This is a genomic window from Legionella anisa (assembly GCF_001467525.1).
In the GTDB taxonomy this organism is placed as follows: domain Bacteria; phylum Pseudomonadota; class Gammaproteobacteria; order Legionellales; family Legionellaceae; genus Legionella; species Legionella anisa.
The window spans coordinates 21,141-40,813 of sequence record NZ_LNXS01000049.1 but is presented as its reverse complement, the minus strand read 5'-3'; the positions used below and the strand labels follow the sequence as shown (position 1 = coordinate 40,813).

Here is a 19,673-nt window from a genome sequence, read left to right as displayed (position 1 = left end):
GGAGTCTGAAGAAAAAATAGATTAGCTTAGATTTTTTCTACTCCGCTTCTGCACGCTCGTTTGATAATTCATTTTTATTTATTTTGTAATGTTTCAAATAAAAACCAAATTCGTCGTTCTGTTTCATCAATATAAACTTCCAAGAGACTGGTAGTGGCAAAATCATCTCTCTTGCTGCACACTTCATGAACTTTTCTCATATTTTTTAAAAAACTCTTATTATCTTCCAGAAGATGATTCAGCATATCATCTGCTGATAAGGTTTCATTAACATCTTTAAGTGTTTGCAATTCTTTGATCTGGCCAATAGAATGGATTGTTTTTTCTCCAAGTTTGCGCACACGCTCTGCTAAAACATCAATCATTGCAAAAATTTGGTCGCTTTGTTCATCTAATAAAAGATGATAATCACGATAATGGGGGCCCGTCATATGCCAATGGAAATTCTTGGTTTTAACGTATAACGCAAATGTATCAGCTAAGAGTGGGTTAACCGCCTCGGCGATTTTACGACGATCTTTTATATCAAGGTCATTCGGTGTTTCAAGCCTATAAAGTGCTAGTTTTTTCATTTTAACTCCTGTTAAATGGATTTGCTTTTATAAGCGTAGACCAATCATTGTTAATTTGTTGCAAATTGATAAAAATATATTCATTTGTATGCAAAAAATAATTGAGGGCATAAGAGATTAGAAGATAATCACGTTTTGTGACGTGTGTTAGGGTAATTCATCCTCTTAGTGCTATCATTAATTATGGATTCATTTGATCGTAAGTCGTTCTTTGAAACAAAGAATGGAAGATGAGCAGTTTTTGATAAAAATTGATTTACAGAAATTTTTCTGCTATTGTTTTGCGTCATTTGTATCGAGTATGGTGCTTGGCGTTGGGTTCAGGTGGCGATACTCATTTAAAACTAAGAGAGTAGTATTATGAAGGCATCAATTCATCCAGATTATAAAGTAGTTAAGGTAACATGCAGCTGTGGCGAGGTATTTGAAACCCGTTCAACATTATGTAAAGATTTGAACATTGAAGTATGCTCACAATGTCATCCTTTTTATACTGGTAAGCAAAAATTGGTGGATACTGGCGGTCGAGTTCAGAAGTTCCGCGATCGTTATAGCCAGCGTTCTACTCAAGCTGCTAAAGAAGAAAAGAAATAGAGGCGCGTTATCTTTGCGCCTTTTTATTATACTTCACTCGAAGTGTAATTTATTGACAGATTGTTCCTGCAATGCTAATTTGCGGTACTTGTAGGTTCTTGACGTCCAATTCTTGTCCCAATCCCATCATTTCATGGCTGTTTCTCTTAGTAACGTTAAGAGTGTGTAGCCAGATGTTTGTGTGCCTGTGGTAGGTACTTTGGATAAGAATGAATTGGCAATGAATAGTAGGATTTTAAACCTTACTTAAGTTTTATTTCACGTGAAAGAGAGTAAGTACTTTGGATAATGAAGTTTTAAAGCAATGTGCATTAGATTATCACGAGTTTCCAACTCCTGGAAAACTCGGTGTCCATGTTACCAAATCAACTGACTCTCAGAGTGATTTGTCGCTGGCTTATACACCTGGTGTTGCTGCTCCTGTGCTTGCAATAGCAGAAAACCCTGAAGATGCTTATCGTTACACGAATAAAGGAAATTTAGTCGCTGTTATGACTAATGGCACTGCAGTATTGGGTTTGGGGGATCTTGGACCTCTTGCCAGTAAGCCAGTAATGGAAGGTAAGGCAGTTTTATTTAAGCGTTTTGCTGGCATTGATGTATTTGACATAGAAATTGATGCTCACGATTCGCAAGCTTTCATTTCTACAGCAAAACGGATTGCTCCCACTTTTGGGGGGATTAATCTGGAGGATCTTAAGGCGCCAGAGTGTTTTGAAATTGAGCAGGCTTTAATGGAGCAATTGAACATTCCAGTATTTCATGATGATCAGCATGGTACTGCAATAGTTGTTGCGGCAGCTTTGCTTAATGCCCTTGAGCTACAACAAAAAAAGCTATCTGAAGCAAAAATTGTGTGTATTGGAGCAGGAGCGGCAGGAATTGCCTCTATGCGATTGCTTGTGGCTTTGGGTGCTCACAAAGAAAATATGTTCCTTTTGGATACCAAAGGTGTTATTCATTCTGGAAGAGCTGATTTAAATGCTTATAAATTTGCTTTTGCGCGGACTACTGAATGTAGGACTTTAGCAGATGCACTCGTTGATGCTGATGTTTTTATTGGGGTTGCCAAGCCCAATTTATTAGATGCCGATTTATTGAAATTAATGGCACCTAGACCTGTTATTTTTGCCTTGTCAAACCCTGATCCCGAAATTAGGCCTGAATTGGCTTTTCAAGTACGCGATGATTTGGTCATTGCTACTGGACGTAGCGACTATCCGAATCAAGTCAATAATGTGTTATGTTTTCCTTATATTTTTCGTGGTGCGTTGGATGTACGCGCAAAGTGTATTAATCAATCAATGCAAATTGCTGCAGTTGAGGCAATTCGTCAACTGGTGCATGAGCCCGTTCCTCAGGTAGTGAAGGATAATTACCCAGGCGTTACATATTGGGATTTTGGTCCTAACTATATTATTCCCAAGCCTATAGATCCTCGTTTAAGAGAACGAGTTCCTGCTGCTGTAGCTCAGGCTGCAATAGCGAGCGGCGCAAATCAAGTAAGTAGTAATTTAGAATAAAAGCAGCATCCTGAATACAGGGCTCAAGGTGTAGCAGTATGCCGTATGAGATGTGCCGGGGTGCGCCCAGGATAATCGGTGAATTATACAGCCAAGGGGTTCAACTGTTGCATTGATGACAGTGCGCCCCCTTGCTTAACCAAATAGTTAAGGAGATTACTTTGCTTTCTGAAAACCGGAGAAATTACGCATTAATTGGATGGCTTATTTGTGGTCTTGGAGCCGTGTTTTACAGTTATGAATATTTGCTTCGAATAGCGCCTAGTGTTATGGAAACTGCTCTGCGTGAGCATTTTAATTTATCAGCCACGGGTTTTGGGCATATTTCATCTATATATTATTACGCTTATGTCCCGATGCAATTACCTGTAGGGATTATGATGGATCGATATGGTCCTCGTAGATTATTAACTTTTGCTTGTATGATTTGTGTCATTGGAACTTTTCTATTTACGGGGACAACCTCTTTTTGGGTTGCAGCTTCAGGACGATTTTTAGTCGGATTAGGTTCTGCATTTGCATTTGTAGGGGTATTAAAGCTTGCTACAATTTGGTTACCTGAAAATAAGCTTGCTATGGTTTCTGGCATTACTTCAGCATTAGGAACAGTAGGTGCCATGCTAGGTGATAATTTTTTAGAGCTCTTTGTTACCCAAATAGGGTGGATTAAAACCTTAAACATAACTGCCTTTTTTGGGATCGTATTAACCTTTGTATTATGGTTAGGAATTCATGATAAAAAAGGACGATACAGACAAAGCGGTACGGTTTCTAATTTTAGAACAGGTCTCATTGATTTAAATATAATAATCAGTAATAGACAAATATGGATTAATGGATTGTACGGCTGTATGGTTTATCTACCTACAACTGTTTTTGCTGAATTATGGGGGATTCCCTATTTAAGAAATGCTCATGGTCTATCAGCACATGGTGCGGGTTTAGCGAATTCATTACTTTTCTTAGGCTTTACTATAGGTGCGCCACTGATGGGTTATTTTTCTGACAGAATAGCGCGCAGAAAGCTTCCGATGTTTATAGGTGCTAGTGTTGCAACGGTACTCATGTTGGTTATCCTGTATTTCCCTGGTTTGAGTGAAACGAATGTACAGATACTCATGTTTTTCCTGGGGTTATTTTATAGTGCACAAGCGATTGTATTTGCTGTTGGAAGGGAGTTGAGCCCTGGTGAAGCAGCTGGTACCGCTATGGCATTTACTAACATGATTGTCATGCTCGGTGGTATGTTGCTGCAACCCTTAGTAGGGCATTTATTAGATTTCAGTTATTCCTTACGTAGTGGTGCTTCTCTTTCTTCAGTGTTGGTTATGGATAATGTTAATAGATTATATAACATGACTGATTATCGCATCGCTCTGGCTTTTATACCGATCAGTATGTTTATTGCAGCTTTATTAACTTTCTTTTTAAGGGAAACTCACGCTCATGCGCCTAAATGATAACGTTTCAAGGAAACAATTGCTTTTTGGCATATTTATATGCTTTGTTGGGGCTGTTTTTTATTGCTATGAGTTTATCTTACGTATTATTCCTGGAGTTTTACAGACTGAACTGAGCATTGCGTTGGGGCATATTTCAGCGACCACTTTTGGCCAAATATCTGCCTTATATTATTTTGCGTACTCCCCGATGCAGATGCCTGTAGGAATGCTCATGGATCGGTTTGGTCCCAGACGGCTTTTAACGTTTGCCTGTATCTGTTGTACCGTTGGCTCCTGGATGTTTAGCCTGACCTCATCCATGTTTTTGGTGGGGGCGGGGCGCTTTTTAGTGGGCTTTGGCTCTTCCTTTGCTTTTGTCGGTGTATTGTCTCTTGCGTTACATTGGTTGCCCAGACGCTATTTTTCTTTAGTCGCAGGCCTCATGACTACTTTAGGAATGTTAGGGCTTGTTTATGGTGAAGTGAAGATTACTGAATGGTCTGAGAGCATTGGTTGGGAGTATGTATTATTCTTAATCGCCATTGTAGGCGCTGGATTGAGTGTATTGATATTTTTCGTGGTTCGTGATGGGCCTGAGGGGCATCAGTCAAATAAACATCCTTTACCTGAATTCTTTAGAAATGTTCTTAAAGTGTTAATGGCTCCAGAAGTTTGGGTCATTGGTTTCGTCGGAGCCTGTTTATATACTTCATTGTCTGTATTTGGTGAGTTGTGGGGAAAAACGTATTTGGAGCAAGCCCATAATTTGACTAAAGTTGAAGCTGCCAGAACTGTCTCTGCCGTTTTTTTGGGTTGGGCTGTTGGTGCTCCTATTGCTGGATATTTATCGGATCATACCGGAAGACGTTTGTTGCCTTTGGTTTTAGGCGCAATTTTAGCCTTGATTTGCATTAGCATCGTATTATATTGGCCTGGCCTATCCTACGTTAGCTTGAATGTTCTATTGTTTTTTTATGGTGTGTTTAGTGCGACAGAAATTATCGTATTTATTATGGCCAAAGAATGCAGTGGTGCTCAATTATCAGGTACGGTATTTGCAGCAACAAACATGATAGTAACCCTTGGAGGTGTTATTTTCCAACCACTTGTTGGCAAGTTACTGGATACTTTTGGTGATAGCGGCATTGTAGAGGGAGAGCATATCTATACAGTAGTAGATTATCAGGTTGCTTTATCGATTTTACCACTTTCATTATTACTCGTTACTATCCTTGCTTTCTTTATTAAAGATCATGATCATAAAGATCATCCAATTAATTAGGGCTGTTTCCATTTCTACTATCTTGGTCAAAATGACCTGATTTTCTGCGCTCCGATGCTCACATACTCCATGTATGCGCGCTTCGGTGCTCGAAAATCAGATCATTTTGACTCAAGTTAGCGGAATGTAAACAGCCCCTTGTATTTCTACGATCTTGGCCAAAATGTAAAAGGTCTTTAAATGTAGCCTGGGTGCAGCGCAGCGAAACCCGGGATCCCATGTCAGCTAACCCGGGTTTCGCTGCGCTGCACCCAGGCTACATTATGAATTAATTAAATATTGCAATTAACTCTTTTACCGGCTGGCGTAGCGATCCCTGACAATTGATAAAACGCGATACGGGAAAACTTTTAATTTCTGCTTTTCTATAGTGGTGTCGAGTAAACTCAGTATCATGGTTAGAAAGAATAACTGGAATACCCTTAGCTGCTGTTTCTTTAGCCAACTCCGTTAGCTCGATTTGATCTTCTGTTGTAAACAGTTTTTTGGTGTAGGGTAAATGATGTGATTTCTCTGAAAGAAGTACGTAGGGTGGGTCGCAATAAATCACATCACCTCGCTCTGCATATTCAAACGTTTTTCTGAAATCATTATGGACGAATTCTGTCTGTTGGCTTTTCAAATGAAAAAGTTGCATTTCTTTGTGTGGAAAATAAGGCTTGCTGTAAAGCCCAAAAGGAACGTTATAAATTCCTTTGGAGTTATATCGGCATAAGCCATTATAGCCGTGCCGATTTAGGTAAAGAAAAAGTGCAGATTTTTCTGGTGAATGAGGGGAAATATTAAAATCAGAGCGGAGTTGATAATATTTTTCTTTACGGTTGAATTCTGGGTTAAAATAGGTTTCGCACTGCTTAATGAATGCGTTTCCATTTCGTTGTAATGTAGTAAAAAGATGGATTAAATCAAAATTGCTCTCAGCCAACAGATAGGAAGAATAATTCGTATTCATAAAAACGACACCTGAGCCGGCAAAAGGCTCAATGAGGCGTTTACCCGGAGGAAGAAAGGGAATAATCTTTTCCAGACAGTTGTATTTACTACCTGCCCATTTGAGAAAAGGTCTTATTTTAACCATAGGTTTTACCACGATTTATTCAGAAAGAAGTATTGCTCATTTTTAAGAAAAAAAACAGAATTTTTAGTGCAAAAATTTATAACTCATTAAGTATACCTTTTGCCGATTGTGTGGTTGGATCAAAAAAATAGAGTCCTGCTCCACGATAATTGCTAGGCCATTATTTACAATACATTCATTTATTCCTATTATTGATTTTTGAAACAAAAATCAAATGAGAGGTGTGATGAGTCAACGTGGAGGTAAACGAGAAGGAGCTGGGCGGCCTTTAGGCGGAGGAAAATACGGATTAGAATCTACTAAAGCAATACGTATCCCCGTTTCTCGTCTTCCGGAAATTCATGCACTATTGGAAAAAGAGTCTAAGACATATAAATTACCTCTTTATTCCAGCAAAGTTCAAGCTGGATTTCCCTCTCCAGGTGATGATTACATTGAACGTTACTTAGATTTAAATCAGCAGTTGATAAAACATCCTGCAGCGACATTCATTCTGACCGCGACAGGAGATTCGATGACTGATGCAGGTATTCATTCAGGCGATCTATTGATTGTTGACAAGAGTCTTGAAGCACAAGATGGAAAAATTGTAATTGCCGCGCTCAATGGAGAGTTGACTGTAAAGCGCTTATCTAAAATAGGAGATCGTGTACGGCTTCTTCCAGAAAATCCAAAATATAAACCGATTGATATCACGGATGGGCAGGATTTAGTGATTTGGGGTGTAGTTACTTATGTAATTCATAAGTTTTACTGAAATTGAAAATTCCACATGCTATATTAAACATGTTAGTTTTTAATAGGAACACTTTTTAAGGGAACTAAAATGAAAACGAAAGCAATTATTCTAACATCAATGGTCTTGGCTTATTCAACTGTTTTTGCCGATTCAACTCCACCTAAAGTGAGCATTCAACAGGCGCTTTCTGCGGCTGAAAAAGCAGGATATACAGATATCCGAGAAATTGAGCTGGATGATGGTCAATGGGAAGTTTCAGGTAGAGACACTCAGGGGAAGGAATTTGAAATAAAAATTGATGCAGCAACGGGTGCGCTCTCTAAAGAAGATCGAGATTAAATGACTACAATTCTTGAATCAGCTATTGGGCCAGGATTTCTGGTGTGAGGTTTATACAGGAGATCTTTTTAGGATGTTAAACTGATTCGGAGCTACTCGGCTCAATACTCCCAAATGACAGGAAATAAAGGGTGTTCCATTTGTGCTCCTGCTGGAAGCTGTTCGCTCAACCCTGGGAAATCGGGTGATGTTACCCATTTTCGTGGTGCATGAGTGATGTCGTCACCGAGAAAACGCACAGAGAATACTCTTCGTCGTTGATTGCAACTCACTCCACCTGCAGAATGAAGCGTGAGCATATGAAAGCAAACGATGTCGCCAGGAGTTGTTTCCCAGCCAATAATGGGGTAATTTTCCTGTTTTGAGTCAATATCAGGAAGATCAGCGAGGCTCCCTTCCGGAAACCATTTTGCTTGGTTATTCATAAAAGAACGAGGCATGAGCCAAGGCCCCAAATGAGAGCCTGCAATAAACTCTAAAGTGGATGCATGAGGTACTCGATCAACAGGTATCCATAAACTGCAATTTTGCATTCCTTCAATATTGTAATAGGGTTGATCTTGATGCCATGGGGTTCGTTGCCGCGTACCTGGCTCTTTAACCAGAAGATGATCATGATAAAGTCTTGTTTTTTTACTCTCCATGAGTTTACCGGCAATAAGGCTAACTGGTGATTCAAAAATAAATTGTTGATAATGAGGATTCGTTTGCCAAGTGCAAAAATCCTCAATAAATCGCCCGGGATCATCATTCTTACTTGCAATTTTAACTCTAGGGCTAGGGGATTTCAGGTTGAGTTCAATGCCGGTTCGAAGTAGTTCTATTTCTACAGGACTGAGAATTTGACGAATACACACCGCGCCATCTTTTTTATAAGCATTAATTTGAGCTTGAGTAACAACTGCTTCAACACGCTGAATAATCTGCTCTGAAATAGAATGGTTTTTCATCTTTGGTAAAAATGAGTTGTTTCATTGATGTTACTAAAACTCAAGATAAAGAGCCATTTCTTAAATAAGAGAGTGACAATCTCCTGATTTAAAAAAATCATGTGTGCAATTGAAAGTTATGCTATTTTACAGCTTTGTCATGAAAAAGGATTTGCAGGTGCATGAGTTGAAATTAAAACCCAGTGAACGAAAAATTATTTTTCTTGCTTCTTTGGGCGGGGCCTTGGAATTTTATGATTTTGTCATTTACGTTATTTTCGCACCGATAATCAGCCAGGTTTTTTTCCCAGAAACCGACAAATTGGCTTCATTGATGAGTGTATATGCCGTGTTTGCCATTGGCTATTTGATTCGTCCACTAGGAGGTGTCGCTTTTAGCCATTTTGGAGATAAATACGGTCGTAAAAAAACGTTTATTTTTTCGGTCATCTTAATGGCTGTTCCAACGGTTCTTATTGGCGTTTTACCAACGTATCAACATATAGGAATTTTTTCGAGTATCCTTTTGATTTTTTTACGGCTATTGCAAGGATTATCGATTGGCGGTGAAATTCCAGGAGCATTAACTTTTACTTGCGAACACGTAAATCCTCGCTCCAGAGCACTTGCGTGCGGCGTTATTTTTTCTTGCCTCAATGTAGGTATTTTTCTGGGCGCAATGATTAGTTTGATTCTGACGAATGAACTTTCAAACGCACAATTATTAAGTTTCGGTTGGCGTATTCCATTTATACTTGGTGGATTACTTGGGATATTCAGTTTCTATATTCGTAAACAATTGGCTGAGAGCCCCTTATTTCTTGCATTTAAGAATTCAACAGAAAATACGCGAATGCCCTTTGTCGAAGCAATTACTTTATACTGGCGAAAGATTTTACAAGGTATTGGTATAACGTGCTTGGGTTCTGTAAAGATTAATTTATTATTTTTATATATGCCTACGTATCTTTCAACGATCCTTGCTTATCCAAAACAGCAAGCGACCTTATTCAATACGATTAATTTGGGTTTTTATTCCTTGTTACTTATATTTTTTTGCTGGTGCGGTGATCGTTTGGGTCGTAAGTTGATTCTTTTAATTGGATCAGCTGGTTTTATTTTATTAAGTTATATTTTATTTGTTACTTTATCCAGACAAACGACTGTATCACTTATTGTTGCCTTATTTATTTTTGCTATTTTAAGTAGCGCCATCATGGTTTATCCCAGCATACTGGTTGAACTATTCCCAGTCTCTATTCGTTACACCGGCATTGCTATTTCTTATAATCTCGCATTTGCTTTTTTCGGAGGTTTAACTCCCTTTATTGCTACTTATTTAATTGACGCATTAAACAACAATCTAGCCCCCAGCTTTTATCTAACTCTGAGTGCAATTCTTTGTTTTATCGCAGTATTGACTGTTAAAAAACTCTATGTGGAAACGGAGGCTTCATCATGAGTTCGGGAGATTGCATACATCAGAAGTTTGGTATCAGCATCAACCCAAAGTGTACTTGCAAACATTTATAATTACACCTATATTTGTCTGATTGTTGATCATTGAGATTATAAATGATAGCAATGTTCGCGGCTTATCTTCTCCACAGGATAATTTGGAGAACTGGTTCAGCAACTAGTTATAAATTATTAAAGTCGCTGAGATAAAGGATTAGGAAAGGTTTAAGGTGGACCTTGATTGAGCTTTTAATTCAGCGATATGATAAAACTTCATCAGGACTCTTAAACACTCCTATTCTATTTTTATCTATGCTAACCCCAGGGAATTGCTGACGGTTAATTTTTATATCACGCGTTAAAAACATCTAAACTGGGGAGACTTATATGAGCAAGTCAGGATATTTATTCTTATTGTTTCTAGGATTATTATCATTTAAAAGCCAGGCAGTTCCGAATGATAGTGAGATAGATTCCTTATTAAAACAACAAATTATTGGTACACAAGCTATTGGTGCAAAATATCATTTTACCAGCGATGATCCAGTAGTCGAGCAGGCGAAAAAAATTCTGGATATGGGTTCTAAAATGATCAAAATATCCGCTAAAGAGGGACCTGTACTCGATGCTATTTTGGATATGCCTTTCGAAATTTATTTCTTCTGGTGGCGCTCTGATGGAAAAATCTGGGAGAATGGTTTATCTGAGTCTGATAAGGCAAAGGAATATAAAGCAACTTATGATTTCGCCAAAAAATTGCTCACTCGTAATGCCCAGCTTGAGCAAACATTCTATTTAGGTAATTGGGAGGGAGATTGGTATCTGATAAACCCTAAAAATCCAATAGAACCAAGTCAAAAGAAAATACAAGGAATGATTGATTGGTTTAATATAAGACAGAAAGCAGTTGAAGATGCTCGCAATGATGTGGGGAAAAATACTTTAGCAAAGGTTTACCTGTATGCTGAGGTAAATCGGGTGCGAGATGCGATGGTTTTTAACAAAGATCGCGTGGTTAATAAGGTATTGCCTAAGACTAATGTGGATTATGTTTCTTATTCAAGCTACGATGTACAACAAGAACCAGTAGATGTGATAAAGCAAACGCTCAATTATATTGAAGATAAATTACCTGAAAAGGCAGGTATTAGCGGTCGCAGAGTCTTTATAGGTGAATGTGGCATTCAAGCTAAACGTGTTGGTTTTAATCCCCAAAAACATGAAAAAGTGAATCGTGATATCTTTATAAAGTTCTTACAGACTAATGTTCCGTTTATACTTTATTGGGAAATGTATAATAATGAAGTGGAAAATAATGAACAACAAGGGTTTTGGTTGATCAACGACGCAGATCAAAAACAGCCTCTGTATTATACACTCGAAGCACTTTACACTGCCCAAAAAGGTTTCAAAGATATTAGAAAACAATCGATACAATGGCTGGAAGAGAAAAGTAATTGATGTCTTTGGATACCGCGCATAAAGCGCGGTATGGCCCAGGCTACAGTATATTAATTGGGAACAGAACGTTTCTCTTCAAAAAACTGTACCTTACCTGTCTTGATATCATGTACACCTGCTACAATCCCTACTTGTTTTTTGCTAATTAAATCTCTGAGTATCGGGCTTCTTTCTTGTATTTCTTTGACAACTCTTAAAGCATTGGCTTTAGCGATGGCATCAATTAATTTAGGATCCGCACAATTTTTTGTTCCTTGCTCTTCCATACTTGTTTGCACAACGGGCTTAATTTTGTCTAAGACATCAGTTAAATGTCCGAGCTGAGCACCCTCACATGCACCTACTACAGCACCGCATGAGGTATGTGCCAAGACTACAATAAGGCGGGATCCAACTACTTTAGTTGCAAACTCCATGCTTCCCAAAATATCATCATTGAGCACATTTCCGGCTACACGTAAGGTAAATAAGTCAGCTAAACCTTGATCAAAAAAGAATTCAGGAACGCTACGTGAATCCATACAATTGAGAATTACTGCAAAGGGATATTGTCCATAAGAAGATTGATATGCTTGCTTTAAATAATCTCTGGATATTTGGGTATGGCTTAAAAAACGTTGATTTCCCTCTTTCAATCGGTGTAGGGCTTCTTTTGGAGTCATTTTTTGTTGTTTTTCTTGAGTTATTGTTTTGCCTAAAATTGGCATCTCTGTAGCAGAACTTGCAAAGCCGGTAAATGTACACGTAAAACCCAATATTAAAGCCAAGATCTTTATTAGATGCTGCATTATGATACTCCGTTTTTTAATTAGAAATCGTTCCCTTTTATAGATAATAACTTAAACTTACAATTCATACACTATCCCTTGAATTTTAATAAAGTGCCTCTATCTATAAGGATGTAGAATAATGATTAGGAGGTAGTATTTATGAGTATCGTAAGACGCGATTATTTTCCTGTATACAATGAACTGGGTTCATTCTTAGATAATTTTTTCAGAGGGCAATCATCAGATTCTTCTATAGTAGATACAAGTACATGGACGACTCCTGTAGATATTAAAGAAGAAAAAGAGCGCTTTTTAGTACTGGCAGATATTCCTGGTGTGAATAAGGAAGACATTCAAATATCCTTGGAACATAATATCTTAACACTTCGCGGAGAGCGTCACTTCGAGAAAACAGAAAACAAAAATGGCTACACGCGTACGGAGCGTTCACAAGGTCAGTTTTATCGTCGCTTTAGCTTACCGCAAACCGCTGACGATACAAAAATAAGCGCTAAATACAAGCAAGGAGTGTTGGAAATTTCGATTCCTAAAAAGGAAATTGCAGTTGAGAAAAAAATTAATATCACCGTAGAAGAGTAAAGTGGGCTTATTAATTTGGGACGCGAAGCGGGACACCCGAAATGTAGGTCACAAAACTGCAATTGTAGCCTGGGTGATAGTGAAGCCGTAACCCGGGTTCCGCTTCGCTGCAGGCTACATATTTAAAAACCAGCAGGTTTGTTAGTCATTAGATAAAAAACAATAATCAGACTAATAAATGCTGGCCAACCTAAGCAAAACCAGTATTTAAAATAACGAAAATAGATGGGGGGTAAAGGCATATTTTTTTGTTCGGCTTCTACGGCAAAATCACGCATTTTAATCTGGAGATACACTACCGGAAACCAACAAAAAGCTGCAATTAAATAGCCAATAATCGATCCCATTACCCATAATGAAGTCCAAGCATAACCTGCTAAATAAACCATCCAAAGCCCAGTAACCGGTTGAATAAAGCCGGAAGTTCCAGTAAAAATCCAATCTGCAAGTACAACATAGCGCGTCGTAGCAGCAATGATCTGAGTTTTGCCAGTACGGTGTCCATATAACATCGTACAAGCAGTTCCTATTCCGGTACCAAAAAGAATTGTCGAACTGATAACATGAATAAATTTAAGCCAAAAGTAGAGCATTATCGATCAGACTCCAGGGCTAAAGAAACAAGTATGGCAGCCAAAAGTGGAATATTTTTCGCTAAAGGTGCAAAAGGTTCAAACCATAAATTAGGAAGTTTCCACGTTAAAATGGAACTATAACCTAAAATGATTAGGATTTGTAAGAAACTCACTTTTTTTAGGTGATTCATAAACAATACGGCTAAACCTATAACTCCATCAAGAATGCTGGCGCTATAAAATAAGATAGGTTGCCAGAATGCATTGACTCCAATTTGTGCCAAAAGTTCGTAGGAATTCGCTTTGGGATAAAAAAAGAGACAGCTTATTGCAGTAAATAACCAAATAAACGCAATGCTAAACTTTAAAACGGGTTTAAGAAAATAAAGTCGAGCATGCCAACGATCTTGAATCGAACTGGGGTAACGATAGATTCCCTCAGTAAACTCTTGGGGAGTAAAACCAATTTTATCTTGGAATTTTTGGGTCTCTTCGGGGCTCGTTGTATTATTCTGAATGAGTAATTTATAAGAGTTCGTATTTAAGACAGAATAAGGGATAAAATCTCCGACAAGCGATGCGAGTCGGATAAGTCCTGCAGGCACAAAAAATAATTTTGCTTTGGCGAAACCAAGCCAGGATCGCATTTGGATTAGAATATTGTTTAAATTGATGCGTTTTGCACTTACAGCGTTTAACAGCACATTTTTATCTGAGGGTAGATCAATAAGTTGGCTCACTGCTTTGGATAAATCTTCAACGTGAATGGGTTGAAATTCCTGGGTACCCTTACCGGGTACAGGAGTAATCCAGGGAAGTCCACAAAGACCACGAAATAAAGAGGTGCCACCATACGAACCTCGACCATAAACTAGGGATGGGCGCAAAATAATGGATTGAATCGGTAGCGTAAGCAAATAGTCATCTGCTGCTTTCTTACTTTGAGCATATGCGACATCAGAGGTCTCTATCCCAAGAGCCGAGATTTGAATAATCTTTTTTACCTTAGCTTTCACACATGCATCAAATAATACCCGTGGGGTCTCATAATGAATTGACCATATTACTTTATTATTGGGATGATAGAGAATTCCTACACAATTAATCACTACATCAATCTTTTGTAAACGTTCAAACCAGAGGCTAATGGATTTGTCATTGATAAAATCACAAGGAATCACCTGTGCTGCGGGAAACAATTTTTTGGTGAAGGCCACATCACGCACGCAACATGTCACTGTATGATTGGTCGCAATAAGCCTGCTCACAATATGTGACGCAATAAAACCTGAAGCACCAGTAACCAATACATTCATTGCAGATCCTTAATCATCTACTCAATGATACCATCATAATTTATATGGGGCTTTTTTTCAGCCGGTTCATCTTTCTAAAGAGAATCGATAATTTTTTATAATCCCCTACGTACCGCGCTTGATGCGCGCGGTAGATAGGGTGAAAAAATTTATAAGGATCGTTCAGACTAAGTTTGGATTAAGAGACACTTTTCTCTGGATTCAATGAAAAAATGCGAAGACGATGATGATCGGGATCAAGTGCTACAAAAGTATAGCCAAAATCCATCATCGTCGGGGGTTGTGCAATCTGGATCCCCTGTTGTTGCCAGAGCGTATAAAGTTCGTCGATCATGGGATCATTTTGCACTTGCAATGAAAGCTCTCCTCCACCACCAAGAGCTGTTGCACGAGGTTCAACAGAGTGCTTTGACCATAGACCAAGACGCATACCGGATTTTAATAAAAACATGACAAAAGTAGGCGACGATTCAACAGGTTGACTCTTGAGTAACTGCTCATAAAACGATGCACTAATCAGAGGAGCATCAACATACAAAATAATTAAATTGGGATCAAGATACATAAAGAACTCCTTTTAATTTAACGGAGAGTTGAGTTTAAAAGATCATGCTGACAGTTTTTGTCAGTAGTGTTTTCTCCTGAATATATAAGATATATGGATAACAAGAATGATTGGTGATTTAATATCGCCAAAGTTGTTTTTGGAATATTTAAAAGGAAGTTGATCATGTATAAGTTCTATGTAGATCCCGATATAGCAAAAGCCTCCACGTTACCTGCACATTTTTATACATCTCCGGAGTGTTTCGAGCACATAAAAGAAAAAATATTTGCCAGGACTTGGCAGTTTTGTTGCAGTACAGAAAGCCTGCGATTGGATGGGCAATTGGTGCCTTTTACGTTATTGCCAGGATTGTTGGATGAACCTTTATTATTTGTTCGTGATGAACAAGACCGCTTTCGTTGCCTCAGTAATGTATGCACCCATAGAGGTAATATTTTGATTGAGGCACCGTGTTCTGCTGAGAAAATTAAGTGCTCCTACCACGGACGTCGATTTAATCTTTGCGGCGAATTCCTGCATATGCCCGAATTTGAAAAGACTTGCAATTTCCCAACCGCAAAGGACAATTTGTCGCAAATTCCATTTGATTGTCTTGAGCCATTTCTTTTCGCCTCATTATCACCTCAAGTACCTTTTCAGGAGGTGTTTGCTGATATTAAAGAACGTCTTTTCTGGTTGCCCATGGAAAAAATGCGTCTCGATCTAAATCGTTCACGCGACTATTTAGTAAAAGCGCATTGGGCGTTGTATTGCGAAAATTATCTTGAAGCATTGCACATCCCTTTTGTCCATCATTCATTAAGAAAGGTGATTGATTGTACCACTTATACCACAGAGCTTTATCGTTATTGTAATTTGCAATTAGCTTTAGCCAGTCATGGAGAAGAGAGCTTTGCCTTACCCAAAGACTCTCCTGACTATGGCAAACACGTAGCGGCTTATTATTATTGGATTTTTCCAAACACAATGCTTAATTTTTATCCTTGGGGATGTTCTGTAAATGTAGTGAAGCCATTAGGACCTGAATTAACAAAAGTTTCATTTTTAACTTATGTGCTTGATGAAACTAAGTTAGGTAAAGGAGCGGGTGGTGACTTGGATAAAGTGGAGCGTGAAGATGAAGCAGTTGTGGAGTCGGTTCAACGGGGAATTCGTTCCCGTTTTTATGAAGCAGGTCGTTTTTCTCCCACAAAAGAACAGGGGACCCATCATTTTCAACGGCTACTTTGCGAATTTCTCAATGATTGAGGAGAGAGTATTTTTTGTTGTGTAAAAAAAGTATAAAAACTATTTTTTGATTTAGCCATTGTTAGCTCATGAATTATGATAAGCTCGTATTATATAAAAAAAACAAACTTAATGTACATTAATTATTTTTCTTGAATATTAATAAGACTATTTTATGGGGATTTTAGAAGCAGAAATGTTTATTGAACGGCAAAATAATGTGGCCAGTGTCGGCAATTTAATTTGGCTGTTTACACCCGTTATCCTTCCTCGCTATTGACAATGTAGATACATAGTATATACGGAGTGATAATGATAATTCACACTAAAATTCAAAAATGGGGAAATGGGCTTGCTTTAAGCGTCAGTGGATGAATGCGTGATATTCCTCATTTTGAAGAAGGAACAGAAGTAGAATAGGTGGAGATTTTTGACGAGGGATTCTTAGTAAAAAAATCTTTATTCAAAAAATCCATCTTTTTCAATATAGTATAGTGAGGCTCAGTTATTAGAGGGTTTAAATCAAACAACGTCCCATTCTGAGTTATTAACCAATCCATTATCAAATGAGATAGAGTAATGGATAGAATTATATACCCGACATAAGCGATATCGTTTTATTAGATTTTGAACCCACTAAAGGTAAGGAAATAGGTAAATATAGACCCTCATTAATTTTGTCTTTACAAGCGTATAATGCAAATACTGGTTTAGCTATTTGCTGCCCAATTGATTGCTGATTGAATGTTAGATATGGTTTTGTTTAAAACGGATAATAAGCCAAACTAACTTTGAGGCATCTGAGCTAGTAAGCTTTAAGGTGCATCTCTAAACTTTAATTCAGGAAGAGAAAAATCCTTTTTTCTTTTCATGGGAAAGGCATTAAAGACCCTCAAAAAAGTGAAACTGTAAACTATCGTTGTTTAATTAGCTCACTTGCTTATTCTTTTTAATTGGAAAGGCACTTTTCATTTACGCATTTACCGGTAGCGGAATAAGTTTTTGTCCAAAATAGCAATCACCAGGATTTAGGAAGTCCACACCTCGTGTCCCCGAATACAAAAAATCTTTCATTATCAGGAATAGAACTAAATACATAATTTCATGAGCCATTAATGATCAGTTAAGTCAAAAATATTACTATTTTCCGGTTGTAATAAACGCCCAGTATTACATTTGTACACCCTTTTAAGTAATGAATTACGGCACGTCCATTTCAGACAATTAAAAGGAAGAGATGGTATTCACAGAAAGCGAGAAATGAAAGCCATTATCTAAAAAATGTAGGGTCTACAATAAATTTTTATATTTTTATGCTCAAAAAGCGAGGTAATAATGGAAGCGAAAATAATAGATAAAGAAATAGAAGCGCAAATAGAAGCACATAAACAAAAGAGAACATTAGAAGAACTAATAAATGACATAGAAAATCTAATTGCAAGCACCAGATTTGGTAAAGACACGACTGACTACTTAAATGATCTACTTCTAGGATTTAAAAACAAAGTTAAGTATTCATTTTCTTGTCCTATCAGTTTGGATTGTTTTTCAGTCGACGATCCTGCTTATACTATTTTGACTGGCGATAAAGTTCAAACAGTAATTTCTTTAAAAACTAAAAATGAATATGAAAGAACTAAACAAACCCATGACCCTATAACACGATATGCCATTTTAGGATATGAACCAAATATTGAAATAATGGCATCGATGAAAAAAACAAAAAAGAAGCTTAAGCTCATTGAAACATTAATAAAAGAAGAGATAGAGAATCCCTCGGAATTGGAGAGAATGAAGGAGGAACTTTTTCATTTAGAGGACAGAGAAAAGCAAGAAAAAGCAGCAGCTGATGCTTATTATTTTAAGTCTTCAAACTTTTTTGAATCTGGAAGGAGAAATATCGATTATACTAAGTTTGTCACTGGAAATAAGTTAGATTTATCTAACCAATTTATATTGAACGAAGAAGTTTACTTTTCCATTGTTCCGTTTTTAGAGAAGCACCGTGAAATTACGATACTTAATCTTCATGGAAGCCATATTACGAGTCCAGGAGCAGTGAGGGCATTGGCAAAAATCAGAAGCTTGGATTCACTCGATTTAAGTGGCAGCCCAATTGGCGATGTGGGAGCTCAAATACTTGCAAAAAACACCATCCTGAAATCACTTAATCTCAGTAATTGTAACATTAACAATGCCATACCTCTGGCATACAACAAAAACCTGAAATCGTTAGATCTAAGTTACAACTTCCTTCAGATAGGAGTCGAGGAGTTGGCAGAAAACACTACCTTGAAAAAGCTCAATCTGTGCGCATGTTCACTTGTGAAGGAAGAGCTCGAGGCGTTAGCAGAAAACACTACCTTGATTTATCTCGATGCGAGTCGTAATAAAGTTAAAAATGAAGGAGCCAAAATACTAGCAAAAAATAAGAATCTTTCTACGCTTATTCTGACCTTTAATGAAATTACAGAAGCGGGAGCCAAGGCATTGGCAGAAAATACAACCCTGATTAGGCTAGGTCTTAGTTTAAACTCAATTAGGTCTGAGGGAGCCGCAGCATTGGCCAAACACAGCCACTTGGAATGGCTAGATGTGAGCATGAATAACCTGGGTGGATCAGTTGCAGCAACCGCATTGGCACAAAACACAAAATTGAAAGTGCTCAATATGTTTAGAACTTTTCTTAATTCTACTGGAACCGAAAAATTAGCAAAAAATGAAAACATAAGGTACCTCGATGTGGGTGGTAATAACATTGGAGTTGCGGGGGCAAAAGCACTGGCGCAAAATAATACTCTGGAATGTCTCTATATATGTGGAGAAAGTGTGGTTCTTCCTAACATTGGAGTTGAGGGAGCCAAAGCACTGGCACAAAATAATACTCTAACCATACTCGGGCTAGATGGAAATAGAATTGAAGTTAGGAAAGATAGGTTATTTATAAATGTGGGAACTTATGAGAATTCTGCTGCCGACTACAAAGAGATCGAGGGGTTGTCAGAAGTAGAGATTAACCGTTTAAGTAAAGCGGCTGAGACAAAAAATGATCATATTGAGATATGGATGGAGGATATTGGTAGAGAAGTTGAAAAAGCTGAAATAATCCAGGATATTGTCGGTAAAAACCTTACTCCTTAATCAGGGAGCAGCCTGGATAAAATAAAAAGCGTTTTTCCAGGCTATATCTTTTTGGATCA

At 37.9% G+C, this 19,673-nt stretch carries 19 protein-coding genes; 12 read left to right on the top strand and 7 right to left on the bottom strand.

Annotated features, from left to right (window positions below):
* Positions 1 to 74: 74 nt before the first annotated feature.
* The gene (locus Lani_RS15410; protein WP_019234258.1) at positions 75 to 572 is read right to left on the bottom strand and encodes a Dps family protein; all 498 of its coding nucleotides are present in this window, start codon (positions 570 to 572) and stop codon (positions 75 to 77) included.
* 360 nt (positions 573 to 932) lie between these two features.
* Between Lani_RS15410 and rpmE the strand changes: the two genes are divergently transcribed.
* From rpmE to Lani_RS15390, 4 genes are all read left to right on the top strand, one after another.
* Positions 933 to 1,166: a 50S ribosomal protein L31 gene (gene rpmE / locus Lani_RS15405; protein ID WP_019234259.1), complete on the top strand. Its 234-nt coding sequence runs from the start codon at positions 933 to 935 to the stop codon at positions 1,164 to 1,166.
* A gap of 281 nt (positions 1,167 to 1,447) precedes the next feature.
* Positions 1,448 to 2,689, top strand: coding sequence for a malic enzyme-like NAD(P)-binding protein (locus tag Lani_RS15400; RefSeq protein WP_019234260.1), 1,242 nt, complete (start codon positions 1,448 to 1,450; stop codon positions 2,687 to 2,689).
* Positions 2,690 to 2,850: 161 nt separating this feature from the next.
* Complete coding sequence (locus tag Lani_RS15395; RefSeq protein ID WP_019234261.1) at positions 2,851 to 4,149, top strand: MFS transporter; 1,299 nt, start codon at positions 2,851 to 2,853, stop codon at positions 4,147 to 4,149.
* A complete protein-coding gene (locus Lani_RS15390; RefSeq protein ID WP_019234262.1) occupies positions 4,136 to 5,413 on the top strand; it encodes an MFS transporter in 1,278 nt (425 codons plus the stop codon). Before Lani_RS15395 ends, Lani_RS15390 begins: the two co-directional genes overlap by 14 nt.
* Positions 5,414 to 5,681: 268 nt before the next feature.
* Here the strand turns inward: Lani_RS15390 and Lani_RS15385 are convergent, their stop codons facing one another.
* Entirely contained in the window at positions 5,682 to 6,491 is an 810-nt protein-coding gene (locus tag Lani_RS15385) for a DNA adenine methylase (RefSeq protein WP_040522902.1), read from the bottom strand.
* A 226-nt stretch (positions 6,492 to 6,717) separates the two neighbouring features.
* Here Lani_RS15385 and Lani_RS15380 point away from each other — a divergent pair, with 226 nt between their 5' ends.
* Together Lani_RS15380 and Lani_RS15375 are read left to right on the top strand one after the other, a co-directional pair.
* Entirely contained in the window at positions 6,718 to 7,248 is a 531-nt protein-coding gene (locus tag Lani_RS15380) for a LexA family protein (protein WP_019234264.1), read from the top strand.
* A gap of 69 nt (positions 7,249 to 7,317) precedes the next feature.
* The gene (locus Lani_RS15375) at positions 7,318 to 7,569 is read left to right on the top strand and encodes a PepSY domain-containing protein (protein WP_019234265.1); all 252 of its coding nucleotides are present in this window, start codon (positions 7,318 to 7,320) and stop codon (positions 7,567 to 7,569) included.
* A gap of 101 nt (positions 7,570 to 7,670) precedes the next feature.
* Here Lani_RS15375 and Lani_RS15370 read toward each other — a convergent pair whose 3' ends face one another.
* Positions 7,671 to 8,519, bottom strand: a complete 849-nt coding sequence (locus Lani_RS15370) for a phytanoyl-CoA dioxygenase family protein (RefSeq protein ID WP_019234266.1) — start codon at positions 8,517 to 8,519, stop codon at positions 7,671 to 7,673.
* 157 nt (positions 8,520 to 8,676) lie between these two features.
* On the opposite strand from Lani_RS15370, the gene Lani_RS15365 reads away from it, so the two are divergent.
* Both Lani_RS15365 and Lani_RS15360 read left to right on the top strand, forming a co-directional pair.
* Positions 8,677 to 9,960 (top strand): MFS transporter, encoded by a 1,284-nt coding sequence (locus Lani_RS15365; protein WP_223499496.1) that lies wholly within the window; start codon positions 8,677 to 8,679, stop codon positions 9,958 to 9,960.
* A gap of 383 nt (positions 9,961 to 10,343) precedes the next feature.
* Positions 10,344 to 11,417 (top strand): hypothetical protein, encoded by a 1,074-nt coding sequence (locus tag Lani_RS15360; RefSeq protein ID WP_019234268.1) that lies wholly within the window; start codon positions 10,344 to 10,346, stop codon positions 11,415 to 11,417.
* Positions 11,418 to 11,467: 50 nt separating this feature from the next.
* On the opposite strand, the gene Lani_RS15355 is transcribed toward Lani_RS15360, so the two are convergent.
* Entirely contained in the window at positions 11,468 to 12,205 is a 738-nt protein-coding gene (locus Lani_RS15355; protein ID WP_019234269.1) for a carbonic anhydrase family protein, read from the bottom strand.
* 141 nt (positions 12,206 to 12,346) lie between these two features.
* Here Lani_RS15355 and Lani_RS15350 point away from each other — a divergent pair, with 141 nt between their 5' ends.
* Positions 12,347 to 12,787 carry an Hsp20/alpha crystallin family protein gene (locus Lani_RS15350; protein ID WP_019234270.1) on the top strand — a complete coding sequence of 147 codons (441 nt, stop codon included), beginning with the start codon at positions 12,347 to 12,349 and terminating at the stop codon, positions 12,785 to 12,787.
* Between the two features lie 122 nt (positions 12,788 to 12,909).
* On the opposite strand, the gene Lani_RS15345 is transcribed toward Lani_RS15350, so the two are convergent.
* From Lani_RS15345 to Lani_RS15335, 3 genes are all read right to left on the bottom strand, one after another.
* On the bottom strand, positions 12,910 to 13,380 hold the full coding sequence (locus tag Lani_RS15345; RefSeq protein ID WP_019234271.1) for a DUF2269 family protein: 471 nt from the start codon (positions 13,378 to 13,380) through the stop codon (positions 12,910 to 12,912).
* A complete protein-coding gene (locus tag Lani_RS15340; protein ID WP_019234272.1) occupies positions 13,380 to 14,678 on the bottom strand; it encodes an NAD(P)H-binding protein in 1,299 nt (432 codons plus the stop codon). Before Lani_RS15340 ends, Lani_RS15345 begins: the two co-directional genes overlap by 1 nt.
* A gap of 178 nt (positions 14,679 to 14,856) precedes the next feature.
* Positions 14,857 to 15,243 carry a VOC family protein gene (locus Lani_RS15335; RefSeq protein WP_019234273.1) on the bottom strand — a complete coding sequence of 129 codons (387 nt, stop codon included), beginning with the start codon at positions 15,241 to 15,243 and terminating at the stop codon, positions 14,857 to 14,859.
* Positions 15,244 to 15,408: 165 nt separating this feature from the next.
* On the opposite strand from Lani_RS15335, the gene Lani_RS15330 reads away from it, so the two are divergent.
* The 3 genes from Lani_RS15330 to Lani_RS15325 all read left to right on the top strand — a co-directional run bounded on the left by Lani_RS15330 (position 15,409) and on the right by Lani_RS15325 (position 19,614).
* A complete protein-coding gene (locus tag Lani_RS15330; protein ID WP_019234274.1) occupies positions 15,409 to 16,494 on the top strand; it encodes an SRPBCC family protein in 1,086 nt (361 codons plus the stop codon).
* A gap of 572 nt (positions 16,495 to 17,066) precedes the next feature.
* Positions 17,067 to 17,213, top strand: a complete 147-nt coding sequence (locus tag Lani_RS21210; RefSeq protein ID WP_081595187.1) for a type II toxin-antitoxin system PemK/MazF family toxin — start codon at positions 17,067 to 17,069, stop codon at positions 17,211 to 17,213.
* Between the two features lie 595 nt (positions 17,214 to 17,808).
* A complete protein-coding gene (locus Lani_RS15325) occupies positions 17,809 to 19,614 on the top strand; it encodes a leucine-rich repeat domain-containing protein (RefSeq protein ID WP_019234276.1) in 1,806 nt (601 codons plus the stop codon).
* Positions 19,615 to 19,673 lie beyond the last annotated feature (59 nt).

Excerpts from the sequence above, each read along its gene's own strand:
- Lani_RS15330 (WP_019234274.1), top strand. The coding sequence starts at position 15,409 with ATGTATAAGTTCTATGTAGATCCCGATATAGCAAAAGCCTCCACGTTA.
- Lani_RS15340 (WP_019234272.1), bottom strand. The coding sequence starts at position 14,678 with ATGAATGTATTGGTTACTGGTGCTTCAGGTTTTATTGCGTCACATATT.
- Lani_RS15345 (WP_019234271.1), bottom strand. The coding sequence starts at position 13,380 with ATGCTCTACTTTTGGCTTAAATTTATTCATGTTATCAGTTCGACAATT.
- Lani_RS15335 (WP_019234273.1), bottom strand. The coding sequence starts at position 15,243 with ATGTATCTTGATCCCAATTTAATTATTTTGTATGTTGATGCTCCTCTG.
- Lani_RS15325 (WP_019234276.1), top strand. The coding sequence starts at position 17,809 with ATGGAAGCGAAAATAATAGATAAAGAAATAGAAGCGCAAATAGAAGCA.
- Lani_RS15410 (WP_019234258.1), bottom strand. The coding sequence starts at position 572 with ATGAAAAAACTAGCACTTTATAGGCTTGAAACACCGAATGACCTTGAT.
- Lani_RS15375 (WP_019234265.1), top strand. The coding sequence starts at position 7,318 with ATGAAAACGAAAGCAATTATTCTAACATCAATGGTCTTGGCTTATTCA.
- Lani_RS15350 (WP_019234270.1), top strand. The coding sequence starts at position 12,347 with ATGAGTATCGTAAGACGCGATTATTTTCCTGTATACAATGAACTGGGT.
- Lani_RS15360 (WP_019234268.1), top strand. The coding sequence starts at position 10,344 with ATGAGCAAGTCAGGATATTTATTCTTATTGTTTCTAGGATTATTATCA.
- Lani_RS15370 (WP_019234266.1), bottom strand. The coding sequence starts at position 8,519 with ATGAAAAACCATTCTATTTCAGAGCAGATTATTCAGCGTGTTGAAGCA.
- rpmE (WP_019234259.1), top strand. The coding sequence starts at position 933 with ATGAAGGCATCAATTCATCCAGATTATAAAGTAGTTAAGGTAACATGC.
- Lani_RS15355 (WP_019234269.1), bottom strand. The coding sequence starts at position 12,205 with ATGCAGCATCTAATAAAGATCTTGGCTTTAATATTGGGTTTTACGTGT.
- Lani_RS15385 (WP_040522902.1), bottom strand. The coding sequence starts at position 6,491 with ATGGTTAAAATAAGACCTTTTCTCAAATGGGCAGGTAGTAAATACAAC.
- Lani_RS15390 (WP_019234262.1), top strand. The coding sequence starts at position 4,136 with ATGCGCCTAAATGATAACGTTTCAAGGAAACAATTGCTTTTTGGCATA.
- Lani_RS15380 (WP_019234264.1), top strand. The coding sequence starts at position 6,718 with ATGAGTCAACGTGGAGGTAAACGAGAAGGAGCTGGGCGGCCTTTAGGC.